The sequence below is a fragment of the Maribacter litopenaei genome (genome assembly GCF_025244665.1).
GTDB lineage: Bacteria > Bacteroidota > Bacteroidia > Flavobacteriales > Flavobacteriaceae > Maribacter > Maribacter litopenaei.
The window spans coordinates 1,035,065-1,059,854 of sequence record NZ_CP104205.1; the positions used below are offsets into that span (position 1 = coordinate 1,035,065).

General features: G+C 38.0%; 19 protein-coding genes and 6 pseudogenes. 7 read left to right on the plus strand and 18 right to left on the minus strand.

Annotated elements, in window-relative coordinates:
* The first annotated feature begins 76 nt into the window (after nt 1-76).
* A pseudogene (gene guaB, locus NYZ99_RS05500) lies at nt 77-1,550 on the plus strand (IMP dehydrogenase).
* Between the two features lie 89 nt (nt 1,551-1,639).
* Here guaB and NYZ99_RS05505 read toward each other — a convergent pair.
* The 5 genes and pseudogenes from NYZ99_RS05505 to lysA form a co-directional block, all read right to left on the minus strand.
* Complete coding sequence (locus NYZ99_RS05505) at nt 1,640-2,164, minus strand: hypothetical protein (protein ID WP_260574300.1); 525 nt, start codon at nt 2,162-2,164, stop codon at nt 1,640-1,642.
* A gap of 438 nt (nt 2,165-2,602) precedes the next feature.
* Nucleotides 2,603-3,589 (minus strand): M1 family aminopeptidase, encoded by a 987-nt coding sequence (locus tag NYZ99_RS05510; RefSeq protein WP_260574307.1) that lies wholly within the window; start codon nt 3,587-3,589, stop codon nt 2,603-2,605.
* Nucleotides 3,570-4,052, minus strand: coding sequence for a gluzincin family metallopeptidase (locus NYZ99_RS05515; RefSeq protein WP_260574309.1), 483 nt, complete (start codon nt 4,050-4,052; stop codon nt 3,570-3,572). Before NYZ99_RS05515 ends, NYZ99_RS05510 begins: the two co-directional genes overlap by 20 nt.
* A gap of 228 nt (nt 4,053-4,280) precedes the next feature.
* Nucleotides 4,281-4,750 (minus strand): annotated as a pseudogene (locus NYZ99_RS05520) (thioredoxin family protein).
* Nucleotides 4,751-4,870: 120 nt separating this feature from the next.
* Nucleotides 4,871-6,109 (minus strand): annotated as a pseudogene (gene lysA / locus NYZ99_RS05525) (diaminopimelate decarboxylase).
* 210 nt (nt 6,110-6,319) lie between these two features.
* On the opposite strand from lysA, the gene NYZ99_RS05530 reads away from it, so the two are divergent.
* From NYZ99_RS05530 to NYZ99_RS05540, 3 genes are all read left to right on the plus strand, one after another.
* Nucleotides 6,320-6,958 (plus strand): LON peptidase substrate-binding domain-containing protein, encoded by a 639-nt coding sequence (locus NYZ99_RS05530; RefSeq protein WP_260574310.1) that lies wholly within the window; start codon nt 6,320-6,322, stop codon nt 6,956-6,958.
* A 109-nt stretch (nt 6,959-7,067) separates the two neighbouring features.
* A complete protein-coding gene (gene sucC, locus NYZ99_RS05535) occupies nt 7,068-8,261 on the plus strand; it encodes an ADP-forming succinate--CoA ligase subunit beta (RefSeq protein ID WP_260574312.1) in 1,194 nt (397 codons plus the stop codon).
* 416 nt (nt 8,262-8,677) lie between these two features.
* On the plus strand, nt 8,678-9,013 hold the full coding sequence (locus tag NYZ99_RS05540) for a hypothetical protein (protein WP_260574313.1): 336 nt from the start codon (nt 8,678-8,680) through the stop codon (nt 9,011-9,013).
* Nucleotides 9,014-9,052: 39 nt separating this feature from the next.
* Here NYZ99_RS05540 and NYZ99_RS05545 read toward each other — a convergent pair whose 3' ends face one another.
* A complete protein-coding gene (locus tag NYZ99_RS05545) occupies nt 9,053-9,415 on the minus strand; it encodes a DUF1456 family protein (protein ID WP_260574321.1) in 363 nt (120 codons plus the stop codon).
* A 184-nt stretch (nt 9,416-9,599) separates the two neighbouring features.
* Between NYZ99_RS05545 and NYZ99_RS05550 the strand changes: the two genes are divergently transcribed.
* Nucleotides 9,600-9,968, plus strand: coding sequence for a TerB family tellurite resistance protein (locus NYZ99_RS05550; RefSeq protein WP_260574323.1), 369 nt, complete (start codon nt 9,600-9,602; stop codon nt 9,966-9,968).
* Between the two features lie 28 nt (nt 9,969-9,996).
* Here the strand turns inward: NYZ99_RS05550 and NYZ99_RS05555 are convergent, their stop codons facing one another.
* A complete protein-coding gene (locus tag NYZ99_RS05555) occupies nt 9,997-11,265 on the minus strand; it encodes a DUF2254 domain-containing protein (RefSeq protein WP_260574324.1) in 1,269 nt (422 codons plus the stop codon).
* A gap of 199 nt (nt 11,266-11,464) precedes the next feature.
* On the opposite strand from NYZ99_RS05555, the gene NYZ99_RS05560 reads away from it, so the two are divergent.
* Nucleotides 11,465-11,890: an Hsp20/alpha crystallin family protein gene (locus tag NYZ99_RS05560; RefSeq protein WP_260574326.1), complete on the plus strand. Its 426-nt coding sequence runs from the start codon at nt 11,465-11,467 to the stop codon at nt 11,888-11,890.
* A 139-nt stretch (nt 11,891-12,029) separates the two neighbouring features.
* Here the strand turns inward: NYZ99_RS05560 and NYZ99_RS05565 are convergent, their stop codons facing one another.
* The 6 genes and pseudogenes from NYZ99_RS05565 to NYZ99_RS05590 all read right to left on the minus strand — a co-directional run bounded on the left by NYZ99_RS05565 (nt 12,030) and on the right by NYZ99_RS05590 (nt 19,216).
* Nucleotides 12,030-13,460 (minus strand): M20/M25/M40 family metallo-hydrolase, encoded by a 1,431-nt coding sequence (locus NYZ99_RS05565; protein ID WP_260574328.1) that lies wholly within the window; start codon nt 13,458-13,460, stop codon nt 12,030-12,032.
* A 228-nt stretch (nt 13,461-13,688) separates the two neighbouring features.
* Nucleotides 13,689-15,680, minus strand: a pseudogene (uvrB, locus tag NYZ99_RS05570) (excinuclease ABC subunit UvrB).
* Nucleotides 15,681-15,785: 105 nt separating this feature from the next.
* A complete protein-coding gene (locus NYZ99_RS05575; RefSeq protein ID WP_260574329.1) occupies nt 15,786-16,895 on the minus strand; it encodes a T9SS type B sorting domain-containing protein in 1,110 nt (369 codons plus the stop codon).
* Nucleotides 16,835-17,215 carry a hypothetical protein gene (locus NYZ99_RS05580; RefSeq protein ID WP_260574331.1) on the minus strand — a complete coding sequence of 127 codons (381 nt, stop codon included), beginning with the start codon at nt 17,213-17,215 and terminating at the stop codon, nt 16,835-16,837. The genes NYZ99_RS05575 and NYZ99_RS05580 overlap by 61 nt, the downstream gene beginning before the upstream one ends.
* Nucleotides 17,216-17,472: 257 nt before the next feature.
* Entirely contained in the window at nt 17,473-18,306 is an 834-nt protein-coding gene (locus NYZ99_RS05585) for an ABC transporter permease (protein WP_260574333.1), read from the minus strand.
* An 8-nt stretch (nt 18,307-18,314) separates the two neighbouring features.
* A pseudogene (locus NYZ99_RS05590) lies at nt 18,315-19,216 on the minus strand (ABC transporter ATP-binding protein).
* Nucleotides 19,217-19,487: 271 nt separating this feature from the next.
* Here NYZ99_RS05590 and NYZ99_RS05595 point away from each other — a divergent pair.
* Nucleotides 19,488-20,567, plus strand: a complete 1,080-nt coding sequence (locus NYZ99_RS05595) for a hypothetical protein (protein ID WP_260574334.1) — start codon at nt 19,488-19,490, stop codon at nt 20,565-20,567.
* Nucleotides 20,568-20,587: 20 nt separating this feature from the next.
* Here the strand turns inward: NYZ99_RS05595 and NYZ99_RS05600 are convergent, their stop codons facing one another.
* The 5 genes and pseudogenes from NYZ99_RS05600 to NYZ99_RS05615 form a co-directional block, all read right to left on the minus strand.
* Nucleotides 20,588-21,646, minus strand: a complete 1,059-nt coding sequence (locus tag NYZ99_RS05600; protein WP_260574338.1) for a nucleoid-associated protein — start codon at nt 21,644-21,646, stop codon at nt 20,588-20,590.
* A gap of 43 nt (nt 21,647-21,689) precedes the next feature.
* Nucleotides 21,690-22,187, minus strand: a pseudogene (locus NYZ99_RS05605) (IS1096 element passenger TnpR family protein).
* 26 nt (nt 22,188-22,213) lie between these two features.
* Nucleotides 22,214-22,924, minus strand: coding sequence for a COX15/CtaA family protein (locus NYZ99_RS05610; RefSeq protein WP_338039330.1), 711 nt, complete (start codon nt 22,922-22,924; stop codon nt 22,214-22,216).
* Entirely contained in the window at nt 22,870-23,247 is a 378-nt protein-coding gene (locus NYZ99_RS21405; RefSeq protein ID WP_338039331.1) for a COX15/CtaA family protein, read from the minus strand. The genes NYZ99_RS05610 and NYZ99_RS21405 overlap by 55 nt, the downstream gene beginning before the upstream one ends.
* A gap of 109 nt (nt 23,248-23,356) precedes the next feature.
* Nucleotides 23,357-24,775: a CCA tRNA nucleotidyltransferase gene (locus NYZ99_RS05615; protein WP_260574340.1), complete on the minus strand. Its 1,419-nt coding sequence runs from the start codon at nt 24,773-24,775 to the stop codon at nt 23,357-23,359.
* Between the last annotated feature and the right edge of the window lie 15 nt (nt 24,776-24,790).

A 24,790-nucleotide genomic window follows, 5' to 3' on the forward strand; every position in this document is an offset into this window, starting at 1 on the left:
TGGAATACGCCTTTGTATCGAATGAATTATCCAAATTAAAAAGCGTATATTTGCACGCAATTAAATCCTTAATTGCATGGAAGCTCACCTAAATAAAATTCTCGGAGAAGGTCTTACCTATGATGACGTACTCCTGGTACCTTCTTATTCTGAAGTATTACCCGGAGAGGTCAACATTCAATCAAAATTTACGAGAAACATTACCATCAATGTGCCCATTATATCGGCTGCAATGGATACGGTAACCGAGTCCCGAATGGCCATTGCGATTGCCCAAGAGGGAGGAATAGGTGTGCTACATAAAAATATGACCATTGAACAGCAGGCCTTAAAGGTTCGTAAGGTAAAAAGGGCTGAAAGTGGTATGATATTAGATCCTGTTACCATGCCTCTAAACTCTAAGGTTAAAGATGCCAAAGCGAATATGAAAGAGCATAGTATTGGGGGTATTCCTATTGTTGATGATGAGGGAAAGCTGATCGGTATTGTGACCAATAGGGATTTGAGATTCGAAAAAAATAATGAACGACCTATTTCGGAGGTAATGACGTCCGAAAACTTGGTTACAGCAAAGGAAGGAACTTCCCTTTCCGAAGCTGAGGATATACTCCAGGCCCATAAAATTGAAAAATTACCGGTAGTTGATAAGGATTATAAGTTAATAGGACTAATCACATTCAGGGATATTACCAAATTGACACAAAAGCCAATTGCCAACAAGGACCAATACGGAAGGTTGCGTGTGGCGGCAGCATTAGGCGTGACCATGGATGCAGTGGATAGGGCAGAGGCTTTGGTGAATGCAGGTGTTGACGCTGTAGTAATTGATACTGCACATGGTCACACAAAGGGTGTTGTTACGGTATTAAAGGAGGTGAAAAGTAAGTTTCCGGATTTGGATGTGATTGTGGGTAATATTGCAACTGGGGAGGCTGCAAAATACTTGGTGAATGCCGGTGCCGATGCTGTAAAGGTAGGAATTGGACCGTGATCCATTTGTACGACCGGAGTTGTAGCTGGGGTAGGCTTTCCACAGTTTTCCGCAGTTTTGGAAGTGGCTGCAGCCATTAAAGGTTCTCGGCGTACCGGTCATTGCAGATGGAGGTATTCGATATACCGGTGATATCCCTAAAGCGATAGCTGCTGGAGCGGATACGGTTATGCTGGGTTCATTACTGGCTGGAACAAAGGAATCACCAGGAGAGACCATTATATATGAAGGAAGAAAATTTAAAAGCTATCGTGGAATGGGGTCTGTTGAGGCCATGAAACAGGGAAGCAAGGATAGATACTTTCAAGATGTTGAGGATGATATTAAAAAATTGGTTCCTGAAGGTATTGTTGGTAGAGTGCCATACAAAGGCGATTTATTCGAAAGTATCCATCAATTCATAGGGGGACTAAGAGCTGGTATGGGGTATTGTGGAGCCAAAGATATCAATGACCTTAAGGAAAATGGTCGATTTGTGAAAATAACGGCTAGCGGAATTAATGAAAGCCACCCGCACGATGTCACTATAACCAAGGAATCCCCTAATTACAGTAGATAGACTTCATTAAGGTTTTATTGCTTTTCTTAAAAGTTGTACCCTTCTCAGGTCATCGGCAGCTTGCCATAATTTACTTTTAAGAGACGGATTTAATTCGGATTGACGTCCAAATAATCCTGCATGATTAGATAGGCCTCTTCGGAAGTATGATTTCCAATGGTACTGCTAAGCCAACGTTTGGGAAAGAAAATATCACCAGTTTTTTGTATCTCATCCAAAAGATCTAGACTTTCCCTAAGCTTTTTAAGCGCATAGTTTTCATGTAGCGGATGATTAATGTTGTTCAATGCCGATGCCGTCCAGGCCTCCTTTGAACGGTTCTTTTCAAGTTTCAGGGATTCCATAAAGTCGCTTTTAACCGATGCATCCTGGGAAACGGAAGGTAGCAGGAAGTTGAAGCGTTCCAATTTGTCCGGATTGTCAAGGGCATTTTTAGCCGTTTGCAAAATTTCCTGTGATTTAGGATGTTGATAGAGTGCTAGGTCCAAGGCCATTTCGGTAAAGTCATCCTTGTTCAGTCGAAGATTGGATATTTCGATTTTTTTGGACCAAATGTCGTACAACTGTTGGATGGAAGCTCCTGTGTAAGCCACCGACTGGAAGGTTGAGAACAAGGTCTTTTTCTTGTTCGGGGAAAGGTCCTTTTGCAGTTGGGACTATAAATTATCGGTGATTTTGGACTGCTCCAAACGCCGTTCTTCTTCCGTCAGGTATTTCCGAACAAGCTTTTCGAATACCCCGATAACAAATTCGCTAACAATTCATTCCCTTCCGGATACAATCGGTTTTCATAAAAACGGAGTAGCTCCAAAGGTTTTATAGTTCCATTTAAAGCATTTTCATAGGCGTTTATGTACAAGGAGCCTCTAGCGACTTCATTCCCTATAATCGCTATAGTCTCAAAAGCTTCGGATTTATTGGAAAGACGCCATATCCCATACCATCTGAATTATAAAGGACTGCGAGTGGTTTTGGAAGTCCAACCGCTTCGGTTACTTTTACGGTGTTTCCTGTAAATTCCACGGGAATTCTTTGAATGGTATCGGTGTGGATTAAGGAGATCTCGAAAATCGGGGCCAAATATAGTCCGAAGCATCTTCGGCCATTTGTCTCAATTCAAAAGAGGATATCTTGCCGCCCTCCGTATATGTTACACTATCCTTGAAAATAGGCCTGCCGGAACTGTTTACCCATACGTTACTCCAAGTAAGAAGGTCTATATCCGTACGGTCATCCAAAATCTTCACGAGGTCGTTCCAATTCGCATTCGAATTTTGATAGGTTTTTATATATTCCTGAATACCCATTTGAAAGTTTTCCTTACCCAAGACCGCTTCCAACTGTCGCATCATAATGGGCGCCTTGTTATAGATGATACTGCCATAAAGCGAACCCGCATTGTTGAGGTTTTTCAATTCTTGCCTGATTGGATTCGTACCTTTTGTACGGTCTTCACCGTAAGCACTTGGGTAATGGCCCACCATAAATGCCAATTCATGGTTTATTGAAGGAAATGTGGGATTTACGATTTTATCCGCCATGAAGTTGGCAAAAACTTCCTTCATCCAAACATCATTGAACCAATCCATGGTTACCAAATCCCCGAACCACATATGGGAGGTTTCATGGGCGATCAGTTTGGCCCTACCCAGTTTTCTGTTTTCCGTAGCGCTGCCATCCAAAAAAAGGGAACTTTCCTTGTATTGAATGGCCCCCACATGTTCCATGCCACCGTATTGAAAGCCTGGAATCGTGGCAAAATTCAATTTTTGAAAGGGGAAGGGAAAATCGTTATAGAATTCGAGAAACAGTTTGGAACTGTGGTGCAACTGGAAAATGGAATCGATACTGTACCTGATTTTTTCTTCATCGGTTTCCCGATATAACATTTTCATAGGAAAATTGGCTATTGCCATTTCTTCGGATTTAAACTTTCCCGCCACGAATGAAAAAAGATAGGTGCTCATTTTGTCCGACTCCCCAAACCGGTGCTCCGTAAATCCGTTTTTGTTGACCTCGTCAATTTCTCGGAGCGGCACAGAGTACTTTCCAGTTTTCAGGGGCGGTAATTGTCAACGTGTAGGTAGACTTTAAATTAGGTTGGTCAAAGCAGGGAAAAAGGGTTCGTGCACGATCCGGAACCAATAACGTATATAAGTATTCTTCATTTCGATTTAGCGAAAGTTCACCTGCCCAAAAATCGATTTCTATTGTATTTGTTCCTTCCTTTAAATGATTCGTAGGAATTATAATATGTTCGTTCCTATGTTCGATTTCAATTTCGGAGCCATTGACTACTAACTTTTTTAAATGGTCCGATTCTTCTTTGAAATCGAGAAAAAGTGGAGTGTTTGAATCTTGGAGTGATAGTGCTAGTAATAATTTGGAGTCAATTGGGTTCGCTTTGTTTTCGGGTATACTAAAACTTAAATGGTAATTTACATTGGATATATTTTCCTTCCTGATTTTGGCCAGCTTTAAGGGAACACCGGCTTCAGGCATATATTGTTTATCGGGACCTGAACTACAATTGAAACAAATAAGAACAGGAAGGAGAAATATTATAGGACGCATATTTTAATCTAATTTATTACAAGAAAATTAGTTAAATACGCTTGAGTGGGCAAGGTTGTAATTAAATAAGAGAGGATACGACCATCATTTGTCCAATAGGGTAAAACAAAAAAGGCGTGGTTTCAAAACCACGCCTTTTTACTTTATCTCGTTTTTCTATTTACCAGCTCCCGAATAAGTCTTCCAGTCTTTGTCCTTGTAAATATTATCACCAAAATATCTAGCAATATTTAAGAAGGGTTCTGGTTTTTGGTAACCTGGGACGGGGGATAGCATATTGAATTGTTCGTCTAAGAAAATAGTTGTTGGGTAGCTTAATCTTCCCTGCATTAATGCTGCGGCCAATTCATGATATCCTTTCCTGCCTGAAGGCACAAATTTATAGGTTTTTCCTTTGAATTCGATAGGTTCCGCGCCTTCGCCGTCAAGCTTTACCATATAGAAATTTTTAGTCATATAAGCGGCTACTTCGGATTTTGGAACGTATCCTTGTCCATTTTTTTGCACCACCCGCACCAATCGGTATAGACGTCAACAAAAACTTTTTTTGGATTTTTATCAGTAGCCGCCAACTCAGCAGCTTCGTTCCAGGAAAGCCATTTCACTTCCTGGGCCTCGATTCCCATGGAAAGAAGGAAAAAAGAAGCTAAAAAAAGGTGTTTAATATGAGTGGCAATGCTAGTTTTCATAAGTTTTTATGGAGTTAGTCCAACAATTATACCAAAACTAACGTTTTTTTTCGCTCTTTATTTCACTTTTTCTCGCTGCTTGACAGCAAATAGATCCTTTACATCTACTTGATTTTTAATCAAATCGTCAAACGTCTCACGTTCCCTAATTAAAATAGCTTGTCCTTTATGCCATAAAACCTCCGGTGGTCTAAATCCGGAGTTATAATTGCTGGCCATAGTAAAGCAGTAGGCGCCGGCATTTTTGAAACAAAGAATATCTCCTTCCGATATCTCATTAATCCTCCTATTGCTGGCAAATGTGTCGGTTTCACAGATATAACCAACAATGGAATAGTAGCGCTCCCTTCCTTCGGATTTGAAATGTTTTCTATGGAATGGGTAGCACCATAAAACATAGGTCGTATCAAATGGTTAAAACCGGAATCAATACTAGCGAATACCGTAGAAGTGGTTTGTTTTACAACATTTACCTTTGCCAAGAAGAATCCGGCTTGACTTACCAAGAATTTTCCAGGTTCGAAAGCCAAGGTCAATTCCTTTCCATATTCCTTGCAGAATTCATTGAATCTTGAACCCAACTTTTTTCCCAATTCCTCAACGTTCGTCTCAATATCGCCTTCTTTGTAGGGAACCTTGAATCCACTTCCAAAATCGATAAAATCCAAATTTTTGAAGTTTTTGGCGGTTTCAAAAAGAATTTCCGAAGCGTAGAGGAATACATCGATGTCCAAAATATCGCTTCCGGTATGCATGTGGATTCCGTTGATGTTCATTTTGGTAAGCTCAACAATTCGCAATAAATGCGGTATTTGATGTATGCTAATTCCGAATTTCGAATCAATGTGACCCACGGATATTTTAGAATTCCCACCGGCCATTACATGTGGATTTATCCGAATACATACAGGGATATCAGGATGTTTGCTACCAAACTGCTCTAAAATGGAAAGATTGTCAATATTTATTCGAACGCCCAATTTGGCCGCTTCCTCAATCTCTTCCAAGGAAACGCCATTGGGAGTGAATATAATGGATTCACGGTTTGAAACCTGCCAACAGGCCGAGTTGTACCTCCTGTATAGATACCGTGTCAAGACCACTTCCTAAACTGTTCATTAGTTTTAAAATGGTGATGTTTGAAAGTGCTTTGGCAGCATAGTTTAATTTCAAATTCTTTACGGTACCAAAAGCCCTGGTAAGACGATTGAATTGGGAAATTATTTTTTCGGAGTCATAAACGTATACTGGGTCTCCGTAGGTTTTAGCGATTTTTAGTAAATCCGCATTTTTCATAGCGATATATTTTTGTCAAAGCTAGTAGTATCAGAGGATAACAACAAATAAATACAAGTAAAAATAAATAATACAACAAATTGTGTTAAATATAACAATCAAAGATAGCCTTTTCCTTGTTCCCCTTATCATAGCTTTGTATTTTAGGGACAATTGCTGATTCCTCCAAATAAAAGATTGATTACAAACCCCATTATCATAATCCTTTCAATGAAGCTACCACTATTTCCTTTAAAATCTGTCTTCTTTCCAGGTGATACCGTACCCCTACATATTTTTGAACCCCGGTATAAGCAATTGATTCAGGATTGTAGGGAAGAAGCCATCACGTTTGGTATTCCGGTTTTGTACAATAATAAATTAGAATATGGTACAGAAGTCCAATTGGTGGAGGTTGTGAACACCTATGACGGTGGGGAAATGGATGTGGTCTGCGTGGCGCGGCAAGTATTTAAGGTCGTCTCTTTTGAACCCCAAATGGGAGGTAAACTGTATCCTGGGGGACAAGTGGATTTGTTGGAATATGACTACATATGTCCTTCCAGTTATAAGGCAGAGGTGGTACAAAAGATTCGAAAGCTCTATGAAATTATGGAACTTCCTAATATTAGTATTGATCTGGCAAAGTATAACAGTTTTGTTTTGGCCCATAAAATTGGCTTATCCTACGAGCAAGAATTTGATTTACTAAAAATACCTAGGGAGAAGGATCGACTTGATTTTATTTTGAATCATCTTGTAACTACCATAAATGTGCTGTCGCAAGTGGAGAGAGCTAGAAAAATTATAGAATTGAACGGTCATTTTAAAAATTTTGACCCGCTAGATTTTAAAAATATTGAAACATAGCTTATTTCTGTTTTTGGTAACTGGGGCGGCATAATCAATTAATTTAGTTTAATTTTCAATTATTACCCTGTCTTTCCTATTTTTGCCCAACAAATAAAACTACCCTAATATGAACCTTCACGAGTATCAAGGAAAAGAGATATTATCAAGTTTTGGCGTTCGCATACAAAGAGGAATCGTAGCGCACAGTGCCAAGGAAGCGGTTGACGCAGCAAAACAATTGACAGCAGAAACCGGTACAGGTTGGCACGTAATAAAGGCTCAAGTTCACGCCGGTGGTCGTGGAAAAGGAGGAGGTGTTAAATTGGCTAAAAACTTAAAAGAGGTAGAGGAACTTGCAGGGCAAATTATTGGTATGAATTTGGTTACGCCACAAACCTCCGCTGAAGGTAAAAAAGTACATCAGGTTTTGGTCGCCGAAGATGTTTATTACCCTGGTGATAGTGAAACGAGCGAGTTTTATATGTCAGTTTTGTTGAATAGGAGTACGGGTAGAAACATGATTATGTATTCTACTGAGGGTGGAATGGATATTGAGGAAGTTGCGGAGAAAACACCTCATTTAATTTTTACGGAAGAAATAGACCCTGCAACAGGTTTACTTGCTTTCCAAGCCGGAAAGATTGCCTTTAACTTAGGATTGTCGGGAACTGCCTTTAAGGAAATGACAAAGTTTGTGACAGCATTGTACAAGGCATATGTTCAGAGTGATTCCAGCATGTTTGAAATCAATCCTGTACTAAAGACTTCCGATGATAAAATAATGGCAGTAGACGCCAAAGTTTCTATCGATGATAATGCACTTTACCGAAGAAAGCAATATGCTGAAATGAGGGATTTAAGAGAAGAAAATCCAATTGAGGTAGAGGCAAGGGCCGTTGGTCTTAACTATGTAGATTTGGATGGTAATGTTGGATGCATGGTGAACGGAGCCGGTTTAGCGATGGCTACCATGGATTTGATCAAGATGGCCGGTGGGGAACCTGCAAACTTTTTGGATGTTGGAGGAACCGCGGATGCAAAAAGAGTAGAAGAGGCTTTCAGGATAATTTTAAAGGATCCTAACGTAAAAGCTATCCTCATTAATATTTTTGGAGGAATTGTTCGTTGTGACAGAGTTGCCCAAGGTGTAGTAGATGCCTATAAGAATATGGGTGACAGTATTCAAGTTCCAATTATAGTTCGTTTGCAGGGAACCAATGCTGAAATGGCCAAGGAGATTATAGACAATTCCGGGCTGGCCGTACACTCTGCAGTACAATTCAAAGAAGCTGCTGATAAGGTGGAGGAAGTATTGAAATAGTTGGTACAATAACTTCATATAAAGATTACAAGGCAATGTTACCGTAACATTGCCTTTTTTTCATTTCCATTATAAGTACACTATTTATTTATCGAGCTTTTGTGAATTTTATTAAAAATTTTCATGTGTTTTGGGAGCCCTAATTAGAAAAATTTAAGGGTCTTTTTTTTGATTTAATGTGTTGAAATTAAGTCTAGGTTAACCATTTGAAATTTTGGTTAACACTTTTTGATACCGATGCACAACGTCAATTTCACTGTAACTTTGACTTGATGTTTAAAAGCATGATTTTGATTAAAAAAATGTTAAAACCTAGTTTTATTGTAACATTCTCATTTTTGAAGCGTCTTTTTAGTAAATCATCATCAATCAATTATTAATCAACTTTCAGAAATGAAAGAAAAAAACAACAAGTCATGAGAAAATTAAGTTTAGTTTTTGTAGCAGCTTTGCTATTCGCAACAGGTAATGTTTTAGCCAACGACACAGAAGGTGTTGAACCTGCCAAAAGCCTTTCGGGTCAAATTACCAAAATGTTGGAAAATAATTCCTTTTCTGATATAGAATCGGATTTAACAGCCCAAGTTAGGTTTACCTTGAACAGTGAAGGAGAAATAGTAGTCCTTTCCGTGGATACTGAATCAGTAAATCCGGAGAGATTTGTGAAAGGTAGACTGAACTATCAAAAAGTAGACATTTCCAATGTAGAGGAAGGGAAGCTTTATACCGTTCCTGTTAGAATTGCCTCTTAACCATACAGAAAACGTACAGAAAATCCTGATTCTTTAGAGTCAGGATTTTTTTTTGTTCTTGTATTTTCCGTGGCTCAAGTTCTTGTCTACGTTTTGGAGCTGTTTTTTTTTGAAACTTTTGGATTTGTCAAAATTTTTCTGTGGTTCCTTTTTCAAAAGGACCTCACCCGGATTTTTAGGGTTTTCCTTAGTGCCTCGCATATATATAACTAATCCGTTCAGAAAATTTCTAAGTATCTGGTCGCCACATTCCATATAGTTGGGATGGTCTTCCTTTCTAAAAAAAGCTCCTAGCTCACTTTTGGAGATTTTAAAATCTACCAGTGCTAAAATTTCTACTATTTCGTCATCCCGCAACTTTAGGGCAACTCTCAACTTCTTAAAAATATCGTTGTTGGTCATTTGTTTAAAATTTAATGCAAGTTATCATTATTATTCTTAAGCACTGTCCTATTTGGAATAGTGACTTTGAACGATGATTAAGATATTCTCAATTGTTAAATAACTGTTTTTCATGCACTAGGCAATACTATTATTTCAATTTTAATGTTATCTCCATAGACGTAATTGGGTAAAGGAAAGTTCTATGAACACCTTAAAGGAAAAATTAAGTATTCTTTCGGAAATGATTGCATTTGCAAGGATAGATAATACCTTGAAGCAATCTGAATATGATTTTCTTTTCAATGTGGCCCAAAGCCTGGAAATAAGTAAGAAAGAATTTGATGCTTTGTTTCAAAAAGAAGTAGAACATGTTATTCCCCGATCTCAAGCAGATAGATTGATCCAATTTAATCGTCTTATATTATTGATGAATATAGACAATAACAATAACCTAAAAGAAATAGAACGATTACACGACATAGGCTTAAGGATGGGATTGCCGCCATCGGCGATTGAACAGGTTCTGTCAATCATGCATAAGTATCCCAATAAAATAGTCCCCCCGAAGTAATCATTAATATTTTTAAGGCGCATTACAATTAAGACCAAGAATGAAACCCGTCTTTTAGTCGGGTAAGGTCCCTTTCATTTTGTATCAACCTCTTTATATCATTTTCTAAATTGTCGGTCTCTACTCGGATAGCGTCGGTTTGCTCCGAATTTACGGTTCTTTGACTTAACAGTGTTAGCATGTACAATAGTTTGCGTGTGACCATGACATCATGAGTGCAATAAGGCCTATAGGTGGCAAGAACATTGTATAAAACCTCTGGAAAAGTGCTTCTTTTTATTTGTACTCGGTTATTTCCCTTTTTATCGGATACATACTCAAAATCCTTAATGCGTAGCAGAAATGTAAATAGTTCCGTCAAATAGTCTATACTGTTCAGGGCCGTTCCAGGATCATTTATTCCAGGTGACATGGCTTTTATCCCAATTTCGGAGATTTGCCTAAAACCATAAATATAATTATCGCCGGTAAGCTCTTCATTAGATATGATCAAAGACTTTAAAATCTTCTTTTTTAGTTTTTCGGAAACAGGTTTACTGACCATTATTCCCTCTTCATCACAAAGAACAAATTGTCCCTTCTTGATATTTAGAGTAATTTTCAGTTCATTTTCAAGACATATCCCCAATAAATCATCCTTTAGAATACCTTGAAAATATCCTGTGGTACCTAACTCTAATGCTGTCCAGTTTTTAATAGGTGTAAATTCATTTGAAGTCTCTTTTTCTGCTTCGATGGTGTTTGCTAATCGCTCCTTTGTTCTTGAATGAATGGAATATAGAATGGTGCTCACCTGTATCGATTGGGATATGTGATGAATGAAATAAATAAATGAAGCCAAACAAATGACCGTAAGAATAATAGCAATCAATACAGAAAACCCTGGAGTCTGATAAGTAGCATCGGTTGGCTCTATCGATACAAGAATGAATATATTATAAAGTATAACCGCAATGTAAAGTCCTAGAACAATTTGATGTTTCTCGTCCGAAATGATTCCCGGAAGCACCCTTGGGGAAAAATTGCTGGAGGCTTGGTTCAGCAGAATCATTACCATAGAGAAACTAAAAACCATTAACGAAATCAACCCTCCGATCAATGTGCTTAATAGGGTTCTTGCGGTTTCGGTATTATCTATTACGAGCCCCGGGGCAATTTCCATTAAATATTTTGATACGTGCCTCTGCTCCAAATAAATAAAAATAAAAGCTACCAATATGCCCGTAATGGAAATAATGGTCGGGTAAAAAGCAATCTTGCTCCTTACCCTGTAAAAAATGTTCTTTAATCTATTCATAAACTGTACTTTCTAAAGCTAATATGAAGTGGGTCAGTTTTCTATTTAAAACGCAATATAAATGAACTCAAACGCTATATTGAGACATAATGTCACTAAACAAAGTAAAAATTAGGACATATTGACACAAAAATATTGATGGTATAAGATTTGTCTCTTGGTAAGCGTAATAAAGTTTAATCAAAAAAAATACATAGTTATGAGTTTAATCAAAAGAAATGACGTACTGTTTCCTTCACTAATGAACGAAATTTTCAAACCTGATTGGTTTGGTGGTATGGAAAACTATAACGGAAATGTTCCTGCTGTTAACATTAAAGAAAGCGAAACCGGTTTTGAGCTTGAATTATCGGTTCCAGGTAGAAAAAAGGAGGACTTTAATATTGAGATAGACGATAGTCTATTAACAATATCCTCTGAGGTGAAGACCGAAAATGAAACCAAGGAAGAGAATTATACGAGAAGGGAGTTCGGTTTTTCTTCTTTCAAAAGGTCGTTCACGCTACCGGAGTCCGTTGATGAGGATAAAATTGATGCTTCATATGAAAATGGCATCTTGAGGTTTACATTACCAAAAAGGGAAGAGGCGTTACCTAAGCCTAAAAGAATGATTGAATTGTCTTAAAAGAATTGTGTAATCCTTCAATGGATTTCATGATGTTTGGTTGAGTTGGTTAGTTAGAAAGTGTCCTGAGAAATTGGGGCACTTTTTTATAGGTCTTCTTGAGATTTACTAAAGCTAGAGACTACAACCATGGGCTAAACTAATCCAGTTTCTCTGTAAGAATGGCCAAACAGCTCATTATACCTTCCTTATAATTCCCCAAACGTAAATTCTCATTGGGATCATGAATGGCATTATCGGGATTTGGAATACGAATGGATACTGCCGGTATTTCCAAAGTTTTAATGAATGGCGCAATGGGTTGCGAACCTCCGGTGGTACGCATATTTACTATATTCTCTCCAAAAACTTTATTCATTGCCCTATTTAGGAACTCTCCAATTGGACTGTCCATATCCGTTCTAAAGGGCTGTGACCCCAAACGATAATTAAAAGATGCCAATTTTGGAAATTGGGCCCTCTCTTCATTTGTGGGAATGGAATCTACTAGATGGTATCCGAAATTTGAGATATGGTCTTTTAAAAGTTCCACCTGCCGAGTTCCGGGCGTTTCGGGTACTAACCGCATATCAATTTCAATGATTACGTCAGAAGGTATAATGGTCCGTACCTCTTTTTCTACCCAGGCAGCCCTAAGTCCTCTAATGTTTAAGGATGGATACTGTAATGATTCTTGATAGTTGGGTGCCACTTTATCGGCGCTGGCAATTCCCAGGTTAATCAAGGTGCTATCTAAATTTTCGGGAATGGCGTCTAAACTTTTCTTGTCCATAGAGGTTAGTTGCACGCCATCGTAAAATCCGGGAATGGTTACTTTTCCGGTATCATCTTTCATACTGGCTATGAGACGTGATGCCTCAAAGACTGGATTAGGGGCAAAGTTTCCATACTGTCCGCTATGTAGCCCATATTTTGGTCCAAAAATCCTTATACTGGCTGTTGCTATTCCTCTTGCTCCATAGGTTAGTGTAGGCAAGTTGGACAAATGTCGTGTGCCATCCATAATAAACAACATCTCGGCATCCAGTAATTCCCTATTATCCAAAACCGCTTTGGGAAGATCTGGAGACCCCAATTCTTCCTGGAAATCCATGATAACCTTGATATTAAATTCAGGTTCGATGTTTATGGAATGAAGAATCTGAAGTGCGGATATCAAAGACATAGCTGGCCCTTTAGAGTCAGAAGATGAACGGGCAAAAATTCTCCAGTCCGGATCTATTTTTTGATTGATTTTTTCAAATTCGATAATCTCCCATTGACCGTTTATTTTTTCTTTTAGAATCGGTCTAAATGGACTAGGCTGAAACCATTTTGTGGTATCCACTGGTTGTCCATCGATTTGTAAATAGAAAAATACGGATTTACTTTTTTTCCGATATATTTTTTCAGCGAATAGGAGGGGGGCTCCTTCTGTATGTATGACCTGAGTCTTGAACTTTAATGCCGAAAAAAGACTATCGCACCAAGACAGATTTACAGCAATTTGTTCGGGAAAATTACCATCATTTGGAAGTGTTAAAAATTGTCGTAAATTGGAAACTGATTCAACGAAATTTTCATCTGTCATTGCTTCAATTTTTTCGGCCGATAAAGTTTGCGACCAGCTTTTCTGAACAAATAGACAGCTGATAAAAACTGACAAAAAAATACACTTTTTCATTTATAATAAAAGGAAATATAGGTTTTTAGACTTATCTAAAAATTATTATTATTCATTGATTATCAGTATTTTTATATACTATTATATGAATTGATTATTCAATAGGGTATTATTTAAAGAGATTTTATATTTCCTTTAAGTTTCTTGCTCCTGAAGCGCCTTGATTTCATCCCTAAGTTTAGCGGCTTGCATAAAATCCAACTCCTTTGCTGCCTTTTCCATCGCCTTTCTTTTTTCTCTAATGAGCTTATCTAATTGATCTTTTGTGATGTATTCCAAGTCAGGTTCCGCAGCCCTTAATTCTTCTTTTTGAAAGTGGTAAGTGGAGACAGAATTTTTAGAAAGTACACTGTCCAAATTTTTGTTGAGGGCCTTGGGAGTAATGTTGTTTTCTGTGTTGTAATTGATTTGTTTTTCCCGACGATAATTTGTTTCATCAATGGTTTTTTGCATGCTCTCTGTGATCTTATCGGCATACATAATTGCCTTTCCGTTTAGGTTTCGGCAGCTCTACCAACGGTCTGAGTCAACGATCTATTATTACGTAAAAATCCTTCCTTGTCCGCATCCAAGATAGCAACCAAAGAAACCTCTCGGAAGATCTAATCCCTCCCTAAGGAGATTGACCCCAATCAGCACATCAAAAATTCCCTTTCTAAGATCTTGCATAATCTCTACACGCTCCAAGGTATCCACGTCACTATGGATATATCTACATCGAACACTAATTCGATCTAAATACTTTGCAAGTTCCTCTGCCATCCTTTTGGTAAGCGTGGTAACCAATATCCGTTCATCGCGTTCTACTCGTTGATGGATTTCTTCCACTAGATCATCAATCTGATTCAGGCTGGGACGCACCTCAATAATAGGGTCCAACAATCCCGTGGGACGTATGACCTGCTCTACGTACACACCTTGACTTAGCTGCAATTCGTAATCCGCTGGCGTGGCACTAACATAAATGACTTGGTTTTGTAAAGCCTCGAACTCTTCGAATTTTAGGGGTCTGTTATCCATGGCTGCAGGCAGTCTAAAACCATAGTCCACCAGATTGACTTTTCTAGAACGGTCCCCTCCATACATTGCATGTACTTGCGGAACGGTAACATGACTCTCATCGATGACCATTAGATAATCATCTCGGAAAATAGTCCAACAAGCAGAAGGGTCTTGTTCCCGGTTTTCTGCCGTCCAGATATCTAGAATAGTTTTCTATACCTGAGCAGTAGCCTAATTCCCGAATCATTTCCAAGTCAAAATTGGTCCTTTCCTCCAACCTTTTGGCCTCAAGAGGTTTGCCTATTTCCTTGAAATACTCAATTTGCTTCACCAAATCATCCTGTATTTCATGAATGGCGTTTTGCAATACATCTTGAGAAGTCACAAACATATTGGCGGGGTAGATATTCAGATTTTCGTATATCTCCAATACGTTGTTATTAAATGGGTCGAAGGCTTCTATTTCCTCAATTTCATCCCCAAAAAAATGAATCCTAAAAGCATGATCCGCATAACTAGGAAATACATCTACCACATCTCCTTTGACCCTGAAATTCCCATTTCTGAAATCTCCCGTTGTTCGGAATAAAGGCTTTGTACCAATTGATGAAGAAACTTTGTTCCGGATATGACCTGGTCTTTTTTGATCGAGATAACATTCTTTTGAAACTCGATCGGGTTTCCAATTCCATAGAGACAGGAAACGGAGGCCACAACCAATACATCCCTTCTTCCTGACAATAGGGAAGAAGTGGCACTTAGCCTAAGTTTTTCAATATCCTCGTTTATGGATAGGTCTTTTTCAATATAAACACCGCTAGTTGGGATGTATGCCTCCGGTTGATAATAATCGTAATAGGAAACAAAATATTCTATGGCATTTTTTGGAAAAAATTGTTTGAATTCTGAATATAGTTGTGCCGCCGGAGTTTTGTTATGGGCCAAAACCAAGGTGGGTCGCTGTACCCCTTCAATAACATTCGCAATAGTAAATGTCTTTCCTGATCCCGTAACACCTAATAGGGTTTGATACTTTTCACCGTCCTTGATTCCGCTGGATAATTGTTTTATAGCGTTAGGCTGATCTCCAGTGGGATTAAATTCTGATACTACATTAAATTTCATGAACTAAAAGTACGAAAGACAATTTCTTTTGTTGACGGAAGGAGTACAATTCTTACTCGGTATTTAATTTTTTCTCGGATAACATGGAATGACTTAGTAATCATTTCAGCGTTTAAGTGTAAAGTGCCCCTTTATTTCCTTTTTGTTAAAGGAAATGGCTCTGAACCAATAATCCGAAGCAGGCATAAGCCTTCCGTTAAAAATCCCATTCCATCCTACCGATTTTGGATCTATTTGGGCAATGAAGTTCCCATACCTATCAAATATATGGATGACTTCGACCGAAATCTCGCTCGAGTTGTTTGGGTTCCTATACTGCCAATAGTCATTATAACCATCTCCATTTGGAGTAAAAAAAGAAGGGAAGTCCTGAAGTGATAATTCCTTTTCTATAAGCCGCTCGGTAATGCCACAACCAAGCCTGTCTTTTACAAATACCTTTCTTTCCCCAGGTTTGACATTTGTAAATACAGGACTGTCTTGAAAATTCTTATCGGGACTATCTAGGGCATATTCAAACTCTCCTAATTCTTCAACCCTTACAGTTATCGTGAGCCCGCTATTTCCTCTAGTTATGATTACATCTTCTATGATTGGCACTATGGAATTTACTACTTGAAAATTCTTAGATACGGGACACTCTATAGTTCCGCCAAATTCATTTATGGTGTTGTAAAGTTCCAAACGATATTGTCCAACTTTTTCATATTTTAATTCGGGTGCCTCTGAAATTATGGTTTCGCTTCCATCGGCCTCAATGAATATCCATCGATATCCCCTAGCTGGATTGTTAGATTTAAGAATTCCAAATGGTTCGTTTTCACATAAGGCCACCTTATCGGGAATTGAAATTATTGGGTAGTCGAATTCTTGGCAGCTAACTGTTGGTACCCCTGTGGTAAAGCTTTCTTCCAAACATCCGCTCGCCGAACCATTTTCATTTAGTGGTATTATTAAAACAAAATACTCTTGATTGAGTTCCAAATTTTCATCTAATCCATAGAAAATTGTATTTCCTGTTAGTTCATTTTCAACAATGTCATAAATACCAGGGGAGGTTCCAATTGAAATTCTGTAATCGGTTGCCCCTGGGGCATATTCCCATTTAAGATTGGTGTTTACCCGTACCCCCGTTTCATTATTTTGGGGATTGGCTAGCCTTGTACATTCGGAGGAGTGGTAATGGTTTCCGTAGTGAAAATTTTTAACGGGCACACTTTAATTGGGGCATCCGGAAGAAATAAACTTATAGTGACATATACCACAGTGTTCGAAGGTAAACCCACCTCAGGTTGGTAGAAATTATTGAGACCGGAAGATCTTCTGTTTATAATTTCCCCACCACCTGGCGTGGTTCCAAGGGATACAAGGTAACCAATGATGCCATCAACGGCTGTCCACTCTATTAGGTTATCCACGGGTACATCGGTAGCACCGTCAAGTGGAGAAATAAGTGTTGGGCATTCTTGGGCATTTCCCTTTAATGTGAGAAAACTAATCACGATAAATAATAAAGGGATAATCCTTTTCCTCACAGCAATTGGTTTTTTGTCGAAATAAAGCATGTATTCATTGAAGCTTTCTTTTCGTCAAAATACCAAGGACTTTTTTTCTTCTTGCCCAATCCAAACCAAATGCTATACGATGTATAGCAGATTGACTGTATCCGACGATTTTCATAGCGTATTGATAAACAACACAATATAATTAAAAAAGAATTTTGTCTGTGCTAATAAGTGTTAAATAGCTGATATCGACGACTAAATTCTAAAGCTATGAAGGTCCGAGCTTTTTATAAATCGCGCTTTTTGAGCAAAATATAGGATAGGTATATGAATATTGCCGTCCAAGCAATGACAATAATAAATTCATACCAATGAACTTGGTAATTCAATCCGATTTCCTCTCCAACTTGATTTGCTACAGTCTGAACAGCTTCAAGCCGTGCAAAAGGCTGTTTTATCAAATTGAACATGGATTGCAGAGGGAAAAAGCCCATAATCGTGTCCGTAGTATCTCCATCAAATAACTTCCAACGAATCAATCCTCTTATAATACCCTCCAATATTTGCCATAGGATTAAAAATCCTAAAGCAAAGGCTGAACGCTTCACGAGTATTCCCAAAAAAAGGCAGAATGAGAAAAAACCCATTAACTTAAAAAAGAACGCCGCTAGAAATTCCAAATCTGAAAATATAATGGACAACTCATCGTAATCAGAATATATAAGTCCTAATATCAAGGACACCACAAATACAAATAGAGTTGAGATTACAGAAAAGGATACGACCGTCAAAAATTTTGAGAGTATGAATTCTTTTTTGGAAAGTCCATCAATGAGGTTCTGCTTGATGGTTTTATTGCTGTATTCGTTGGACATCATTGACACTATGACGATGGCCAAGAACAGTTTAAAAAAGGCGGTAACAAACGTGTTGAAGTGCCATATATATGGAAAGTTAAATATTCCAATCTCTGCCAAATGAAACTTAACAGGACCAATATCGAACTTAATGGCAGCCACCAATGCTATAGATGTTAGGATGAAAAAATAGGAAATAATAAGCACCTTGCTTGCCCTATTGTTCCATAGCTTGATGAACTCTATTTGTAATAATCGTATCATGATTTTGGCTAGTTTGATTGATTTTTGGTGAGTGTCAGGAATTGTTCCTCAAGACTTTCCTTCCTTTTTACGAGATGGGATAATACTATGCCATTTTTAAAAAGGGATTCGTTCAAGGTCTTAGCATCCATTTCTTCGGAGAGGAATGCGGTAATCAATCCATTTTCATATTTTATCTCGCCAAAATTTGGATTGGATTTAAGGGTAATGGCCAATTTTTCCATGTCATTGGATTTCAATTCAAAGAAGCCATGGCTAGCCATCATACCATCGACTAGTCCGAATATAATTTCTCTCCTTTTCTTAGGATAATCACATGGCTACATACCTTTTCTACCTCGTCCAATAGGTGGGAAGCCAATAAAATAGTTGTTCCCTGCGATGCAATTTTTTTTATGATTTCCCTAATTTGATGGATTCCTTGTGGATCTAATCCATTGGTTGGTTCATCTAGAATAAGAATTTCAGGGTCATTAAGAAGGGCGGAGGCAATGGCCAAACGCTGTTTCATACCTAGTGAATAGGTTCTAAACTTACTATTCTTTCGGTCTAATAGCCCCACTAACTCAAGTTTCTCATCAATTTTATCGGCACCAACTTCCTTGATTTTACAAACCAGTTTTAAATTCTGAACGGCCGTCATGTATGGGTAGAAATTGGGACGTTCTATAATGGCGCCTACTTTTTTCAAAGCCTCATGGGTCGAAGTATTACCATCGAACCAATAAAAGTCCCCACTGGTTTTGTTTACAACGTTCAGAACAATACCCAAGGTGGTGGATTTTCCACTTCCATTGGATCCAAGAATGCCATAAACATTACCTTTTTCTATGGAAAAGGATAAATCCTTTACAGCGGTTAAATAGCCAAATTTTTTGGTGAGGTTGTTTACGGTAAGAATAGTGCTCAAAGCAGGAGTTTTTTGATTGATTGTACTGGTTTGACGAAGCAGTTAAGAAATTGTTACAATTTTAAAAGTAAAATATCCTGGCCATTGCTTCAACATAGGCAATCGATACAAGTCTAGATGTCAATGAATTTTATACTCGCCAGGCATGACCGTAGATGGTATTCTTGTATTATGAAGTAGCTTAAAGGTTAATGGGACGGGACCTTTCATTCTTTTAAGACTTGACTTTATGTAATGGCTTTATTGTATCTTTAATTGGTAAAGAAGTGCTATGGAAGAAAGATTGATGTCAAAGAAAAAACCTGCCTATCCTGTCAGTAAGGCATTGGATGACTACCTTAAACATTACAATCGAAAAAGTGAGATACCTATTTTCTATGACGACCTACTGCGGTTTTCTGGTTCTGTTGTGGTATATGACAATAATGATGAGGATACACTTTGGATTAGGGTATATTATTCTGAATTTGACAGAAAGGAAATTGATGACAGTTTAAAAAAAGTCTATTCAATTCTTCACTCAGATGGTAGTAATAACATTCATCAATATCTAAATGTGGATGCTGTGGACTTCTGTACCTTTGGAAATTCTAAACCATTTAGGATAAAGATTAGAAATATCCTAAACGACAACTTCACTTATTTCTATATAAAACGTACCGATGCTTCGCGTATTTACGGGTTGGAATTGGAACATATGCTTTCTCCCTATAACTTGAATTTTTTAGTCTATAAGGATACCTTGATTGAAGAGCATATCGCTGGTATTCCTGGGGACGAGTTCATTAGGAATATGCTCCCCAAATGTTCGGAACCGGAAAAAGCTCAGCTTGCAAAGGAGTTTGTAAAATTCAATGAACGATGTATGATTCGGTTATTGGGGGATATGCGCTCTTATAATTATGTAATCGTACCTACACATGATTTTGACCATGTAGTCTACAAAATTAGGGCGATAGATTTTGACCAGCAGTGCTTCGAAGGAAAACTCAAAGTATATCGTCCACAGTTCTTCAAGGAAAATTATCAAATGGTAGAAATGGTAAGAAACAAACTTTTAAGGGATTCAGTAGACCAGTATAAGCTTGAAGAGCGCTCTATGGTGGCCAAACGGATATTGAGTTCGCGTAATCGAATCAAGAAGCTAAGGGCGATTTGCAAGGAAGATACCATTTCCACGGAGGAAAACATAGCTTTATTGAAGGATCAGATAGGGACCTTAACCTCGGACTCTAATTTTAGTAAATGCAGAACAATGGGGGAGGTATTGGACCTAGCCCTAAATTTTGTACGCCGCAACTACGAGGATGTTAGTATGAAGCAGATTATTGAGCAGAATATTAAAATTTAGTTTTAAGTTATAGGTCAATCTTAGCTTTTCTGCTCTTTGTTGAAATACACCAAGTAATAGTACATTTGACGTTCTTCGTCCCAGCCTTTTTCTACGAATTTCTCAGCAGACTCGGGATTAATGAAATCCATCTTAATTTGGATATTGGTATCCAAGTTGATTACATTCTTAATTTTCTTCTCGGCATCTGAAACGGCCTTATTGGCAATGTCGAAATTGGAAACATCCTCAATGCTATATTTAGGACCTTTTTCAACCTTGTAATGTTTAAACTCCGGTATTAGGGCAGGATTCTCCATTACTTCGTTTAGGAAATTTGTTTCCTCAAAGGCATCGTTTTTAGCAAAATGATTTACGGCCCTGTTCATAAACAATACCTCTTGTTGTTTATCCTCAGCAGGTAAAACCACATCCTTTGCAAAGTTACGGCAGAATTTCAAATAGTTTTTGGTCTTAAAATTATCATCCGACAGAGGAACTACGCTCAAGAAATTTTCCAACCAGTATTTGGTGTCATACTTGTTGCTGTCGACAGATAAAACTTTGTATCCGTCCTCCTTATTAACATTAAAAATTAGGCACCCTTTGTCTAATTTATTGATATTGATTCCCTGTTGAACAATGATGTCCAAATTGGATTCATTTTCCTTGAACTGCAAGAAATCATGTTTCAACTCGCTTTTGAATATGCCAATGGCATCCACCTTTTCGTTGTCCAAATGAACTCCTGTCAAATACGTAACATAGACTTCACCACTTTTGATATGGGGATGGTTCGATTGTTCAAATAACAAAGTGGCAATTTTTTTAGAAGCCAAATGTGAATTGGAAGTATCTTCAAAAACGGAATTGGCCAATTTGTAGAGTTCATTGAACTCCACATCTACTTCATTGGATAGTTTAAAATAGTTCTCTTCCTTTTCCCTAAACGGTTTAAAGAAGTATTCCTTCAACAGTCCGGTAGTTTCATCGTTTAATGCAAATGGTTCTGCAGATAAGAATACTCCTTCTCCCTTATTTTTATTTCCAACTCTGTGAATGGAAATATGTTCAATTTGGGTTGCATATAAGTTGATCATAGGTGTTCTAAAAAATTAAGTAAGGAATAGTGGATGTATGGACTTAGTTCCAATTTTCGTCAAAGTCCAAGTCGTCATAATTTTCAAAAGTATCGTCAAAATCAAAGGCGCTATTTTCCGATTCGAACTTTCTTTCCGGAGGTGATTCCGGCAACTCACCAAAACTGAAAAGTACATTGGGATAGGCTCTCCCGTCCTCTTTTTCCACAATATCGGCCAACTCTACGAAAAAGGTTCACATGTTCAAGAAATCGTATACGTATATCATCTTTGGACTATCTTCGGTCATTACATCCTCCAAAAATGTTTCGTTCATGAGACGAACGTCAGAACCCGTTTCACTCATATCGAATAAGGCAATTTCCTCGTCCTGTTTCCAATTTTCGTCGCAGGTGTAAAAAGATGCCATTTCATTTCCCAAAAAGCCAAATGCTTGGGTGATGCCATTATGAAATTCCTCTAAAGAAGTATCGGCTTCCACTTCCAAATCCCTGAAGATATCTTCCTCGGCATCAAGTATTATTCTAATTTTATAGATCATACCTCGTTTTTTATGGGAAGGCAAAGTTACAAAGAATTAGCACTTATTTTAGGCTTAAGCGCATCTAAAACCAAATAGAATTGTACACCGAACAATATGGAAGCAATTACTAGATGTAATGGCTGACTCGCGAATGGAAAATCTAAATAATACATGGCCATTCCGGAGAATACCTCTACCAAAAGTAGAAAGAGAATCCAAATTATTTTAATATGTCCAAGATTCAGTTTAAAAATTCTATACGCCAAAAACGAGTTTACTATTAGTACCACTATAGAAAAGCTACGGTGAATATAAAAGGATATAGAAGGGTCTTGCAACCATAATCTCTTAGTATCGTCCCCTATCAGTTCAATTTGGTGGTCTACAAATTGTCTAACTTGCGTGCCAAGGACAATTTGAATGAGTGTCAAAATCAATGCAAATGAGGCCAAAACAAGTGTAGTCCGGTCATAATAGATTCTTTTATCCTCATTGTTGACACTATAAATTATGTAGAGTAGCAAGGCCACAATTAATAAGGCCATTAGCATATGCAATGTTATTTTAACAGGTTCCAATACCGAATACACTACTGTGGCACCCAACCACGCCTGAAAACCCATTCCAAAAACAACCAACCAGGATAAAAGGGTAATTCTTTTTTTCATTCTCCAGTATGAAAGGGATGCAATTGCCAATATTAGAGTGGCCAATCCCGCCGAGCTCCAAACAATCTGTTGATATACTCTATCCATGTATGCCAAGGGTTAAAAATGGCATAATCATGTTTGGTGTATAATTTCCAATTTTCCGGGTTAAATGTTGAAGAGGTGGTAAAACTGCTACTTGCTACCTGTAACGTCTCCTCTACAATTATCACCTGGCCTTTTTTATAGTCATGTTCGGGCTGCCATTTTAGTTCCGAGTCTTCCGTTGGCGGGATGTAGTATCCAAAACACTTTGGCCAGTCAGGACACCCCATTCCACTTCCCGTCATTCGCACTACCGCACCTGCAACTATAACCAGATAGACCAATATCAGGGTTAATTTGGCAAGTTTTCTAAATGTTAATTTCATGGCTCTGTGTTTAAGTAAAATTACCGTTCTTTCAGAAAAGGTCAGAGTAGACTATGAGGTAAAAAAATACTTTCATTCTAGAGAACCATAAATTTAGGTTCTATGACAATTAATTCTCTAAGTGTAACCCCATGGATTTACCCTTCTCAATCATGTATTCTTTTGCGGCCTCATATTCATTTGGAATAACTCCCTCTAATATGGCCTCTTTAATAGCGTCCTTAATTATTCCAATTTCTTTGGAAGGTTTTAGATTGAATGTTTCCATAATCTCCTCTCCGGAAACTGGTGGCTGAAAGTTTCGAATACGATCCCTTTCCTCTACTTCTTTAATTTTTTCACGGATCAATTTAAAATTGTTCCTATACTTTCGCTGTTTTTTGGGATTCTTTGTAGTGATATCCGCTTCGCACAAGGTCATTAAATCATCTACGCGATCACCTGCATCAAAAACCAATCTTCGTACTGCTGAATCTGTTACATGTTCCTCCGCTAGAATAATTGGACGAGAACTCATCATGACCAATTTTTGAACGAGTTTCATCTTGTCATTCAATGGCATACGAAGTCTTTTGAAAAGTTTGTACACCATTTTGGAACCTACAAATTCATGACCATGGAAGGTCCAACCAATTTTCTTATGAAAACGCTTCGTAGGTGCTTTTCCAATATCATGTAAAAGAGCCGCCCATCGCAACCAAAGGTCGTCCGTTTCTTCGGCTATATTGTCCACAACTTCCAAAGTGTGCCAAAAATTATCTTTATGGCGCTGTCCTTCAATTTCCTCGATACCTTGTAGGGCTGTCAATTCCGGAAGAATTATTTCGAGAAGTCCTGTTTTATGAAGTAATGAAAATCCTTTAGAGGGAACCTTGCTTAAAATGATTTTATGAAGTTCCTCAACTATGCGCTCTTTAGATATAATCTTGATTCTATCCTTGTTTTGGGTTATGGCTTTCAAGGATTCGGTTTCTATCCTAAAATCCAATTGTGTTGCAAAGCGGATGGCCCTCATCATTCGGAGAGGGTCATCAGAATAGGTTATATTGGGGTCTAAAGGAGTCCGTATCAATTTGTTTTCTAGGTCCTTTAATCCTTTAAATGGGTCTAAAAGTGCGCCATAATTTCTTTGATTTAAGGAAATGGCCAAGGCATTTATGGTAAAATCCCTTCTTTTCTGATCCTCTTCCAGGGTGCCATCTTCAACTACAGGTTTTCTGCTATCTCTATGATAACTCTCTTTTCTTGCACCAACAAATTCCAATTCAATATCACCATATTTTACCATGGCGGTACCAAAATTTTTGAAAATGGAAACTTTTGGTTTTCCCGGTAGGTCAGATGACAATTTTGTAGCTAGTTCAATCCCACTGCCCACAGCGACTACGTCTATATCTTTTGGGGTTCCTCTTTTCAAAAGATAATCCCTTACATAACCCCCTATGACGTAGGTTTCTAAATTTAGGTCGTCTGCAGTCTGACCAATAATTTTAAAAATGGGTTGGCTTAAGGCCTTTTTGTAGTCCATTAGATATTCACTGGC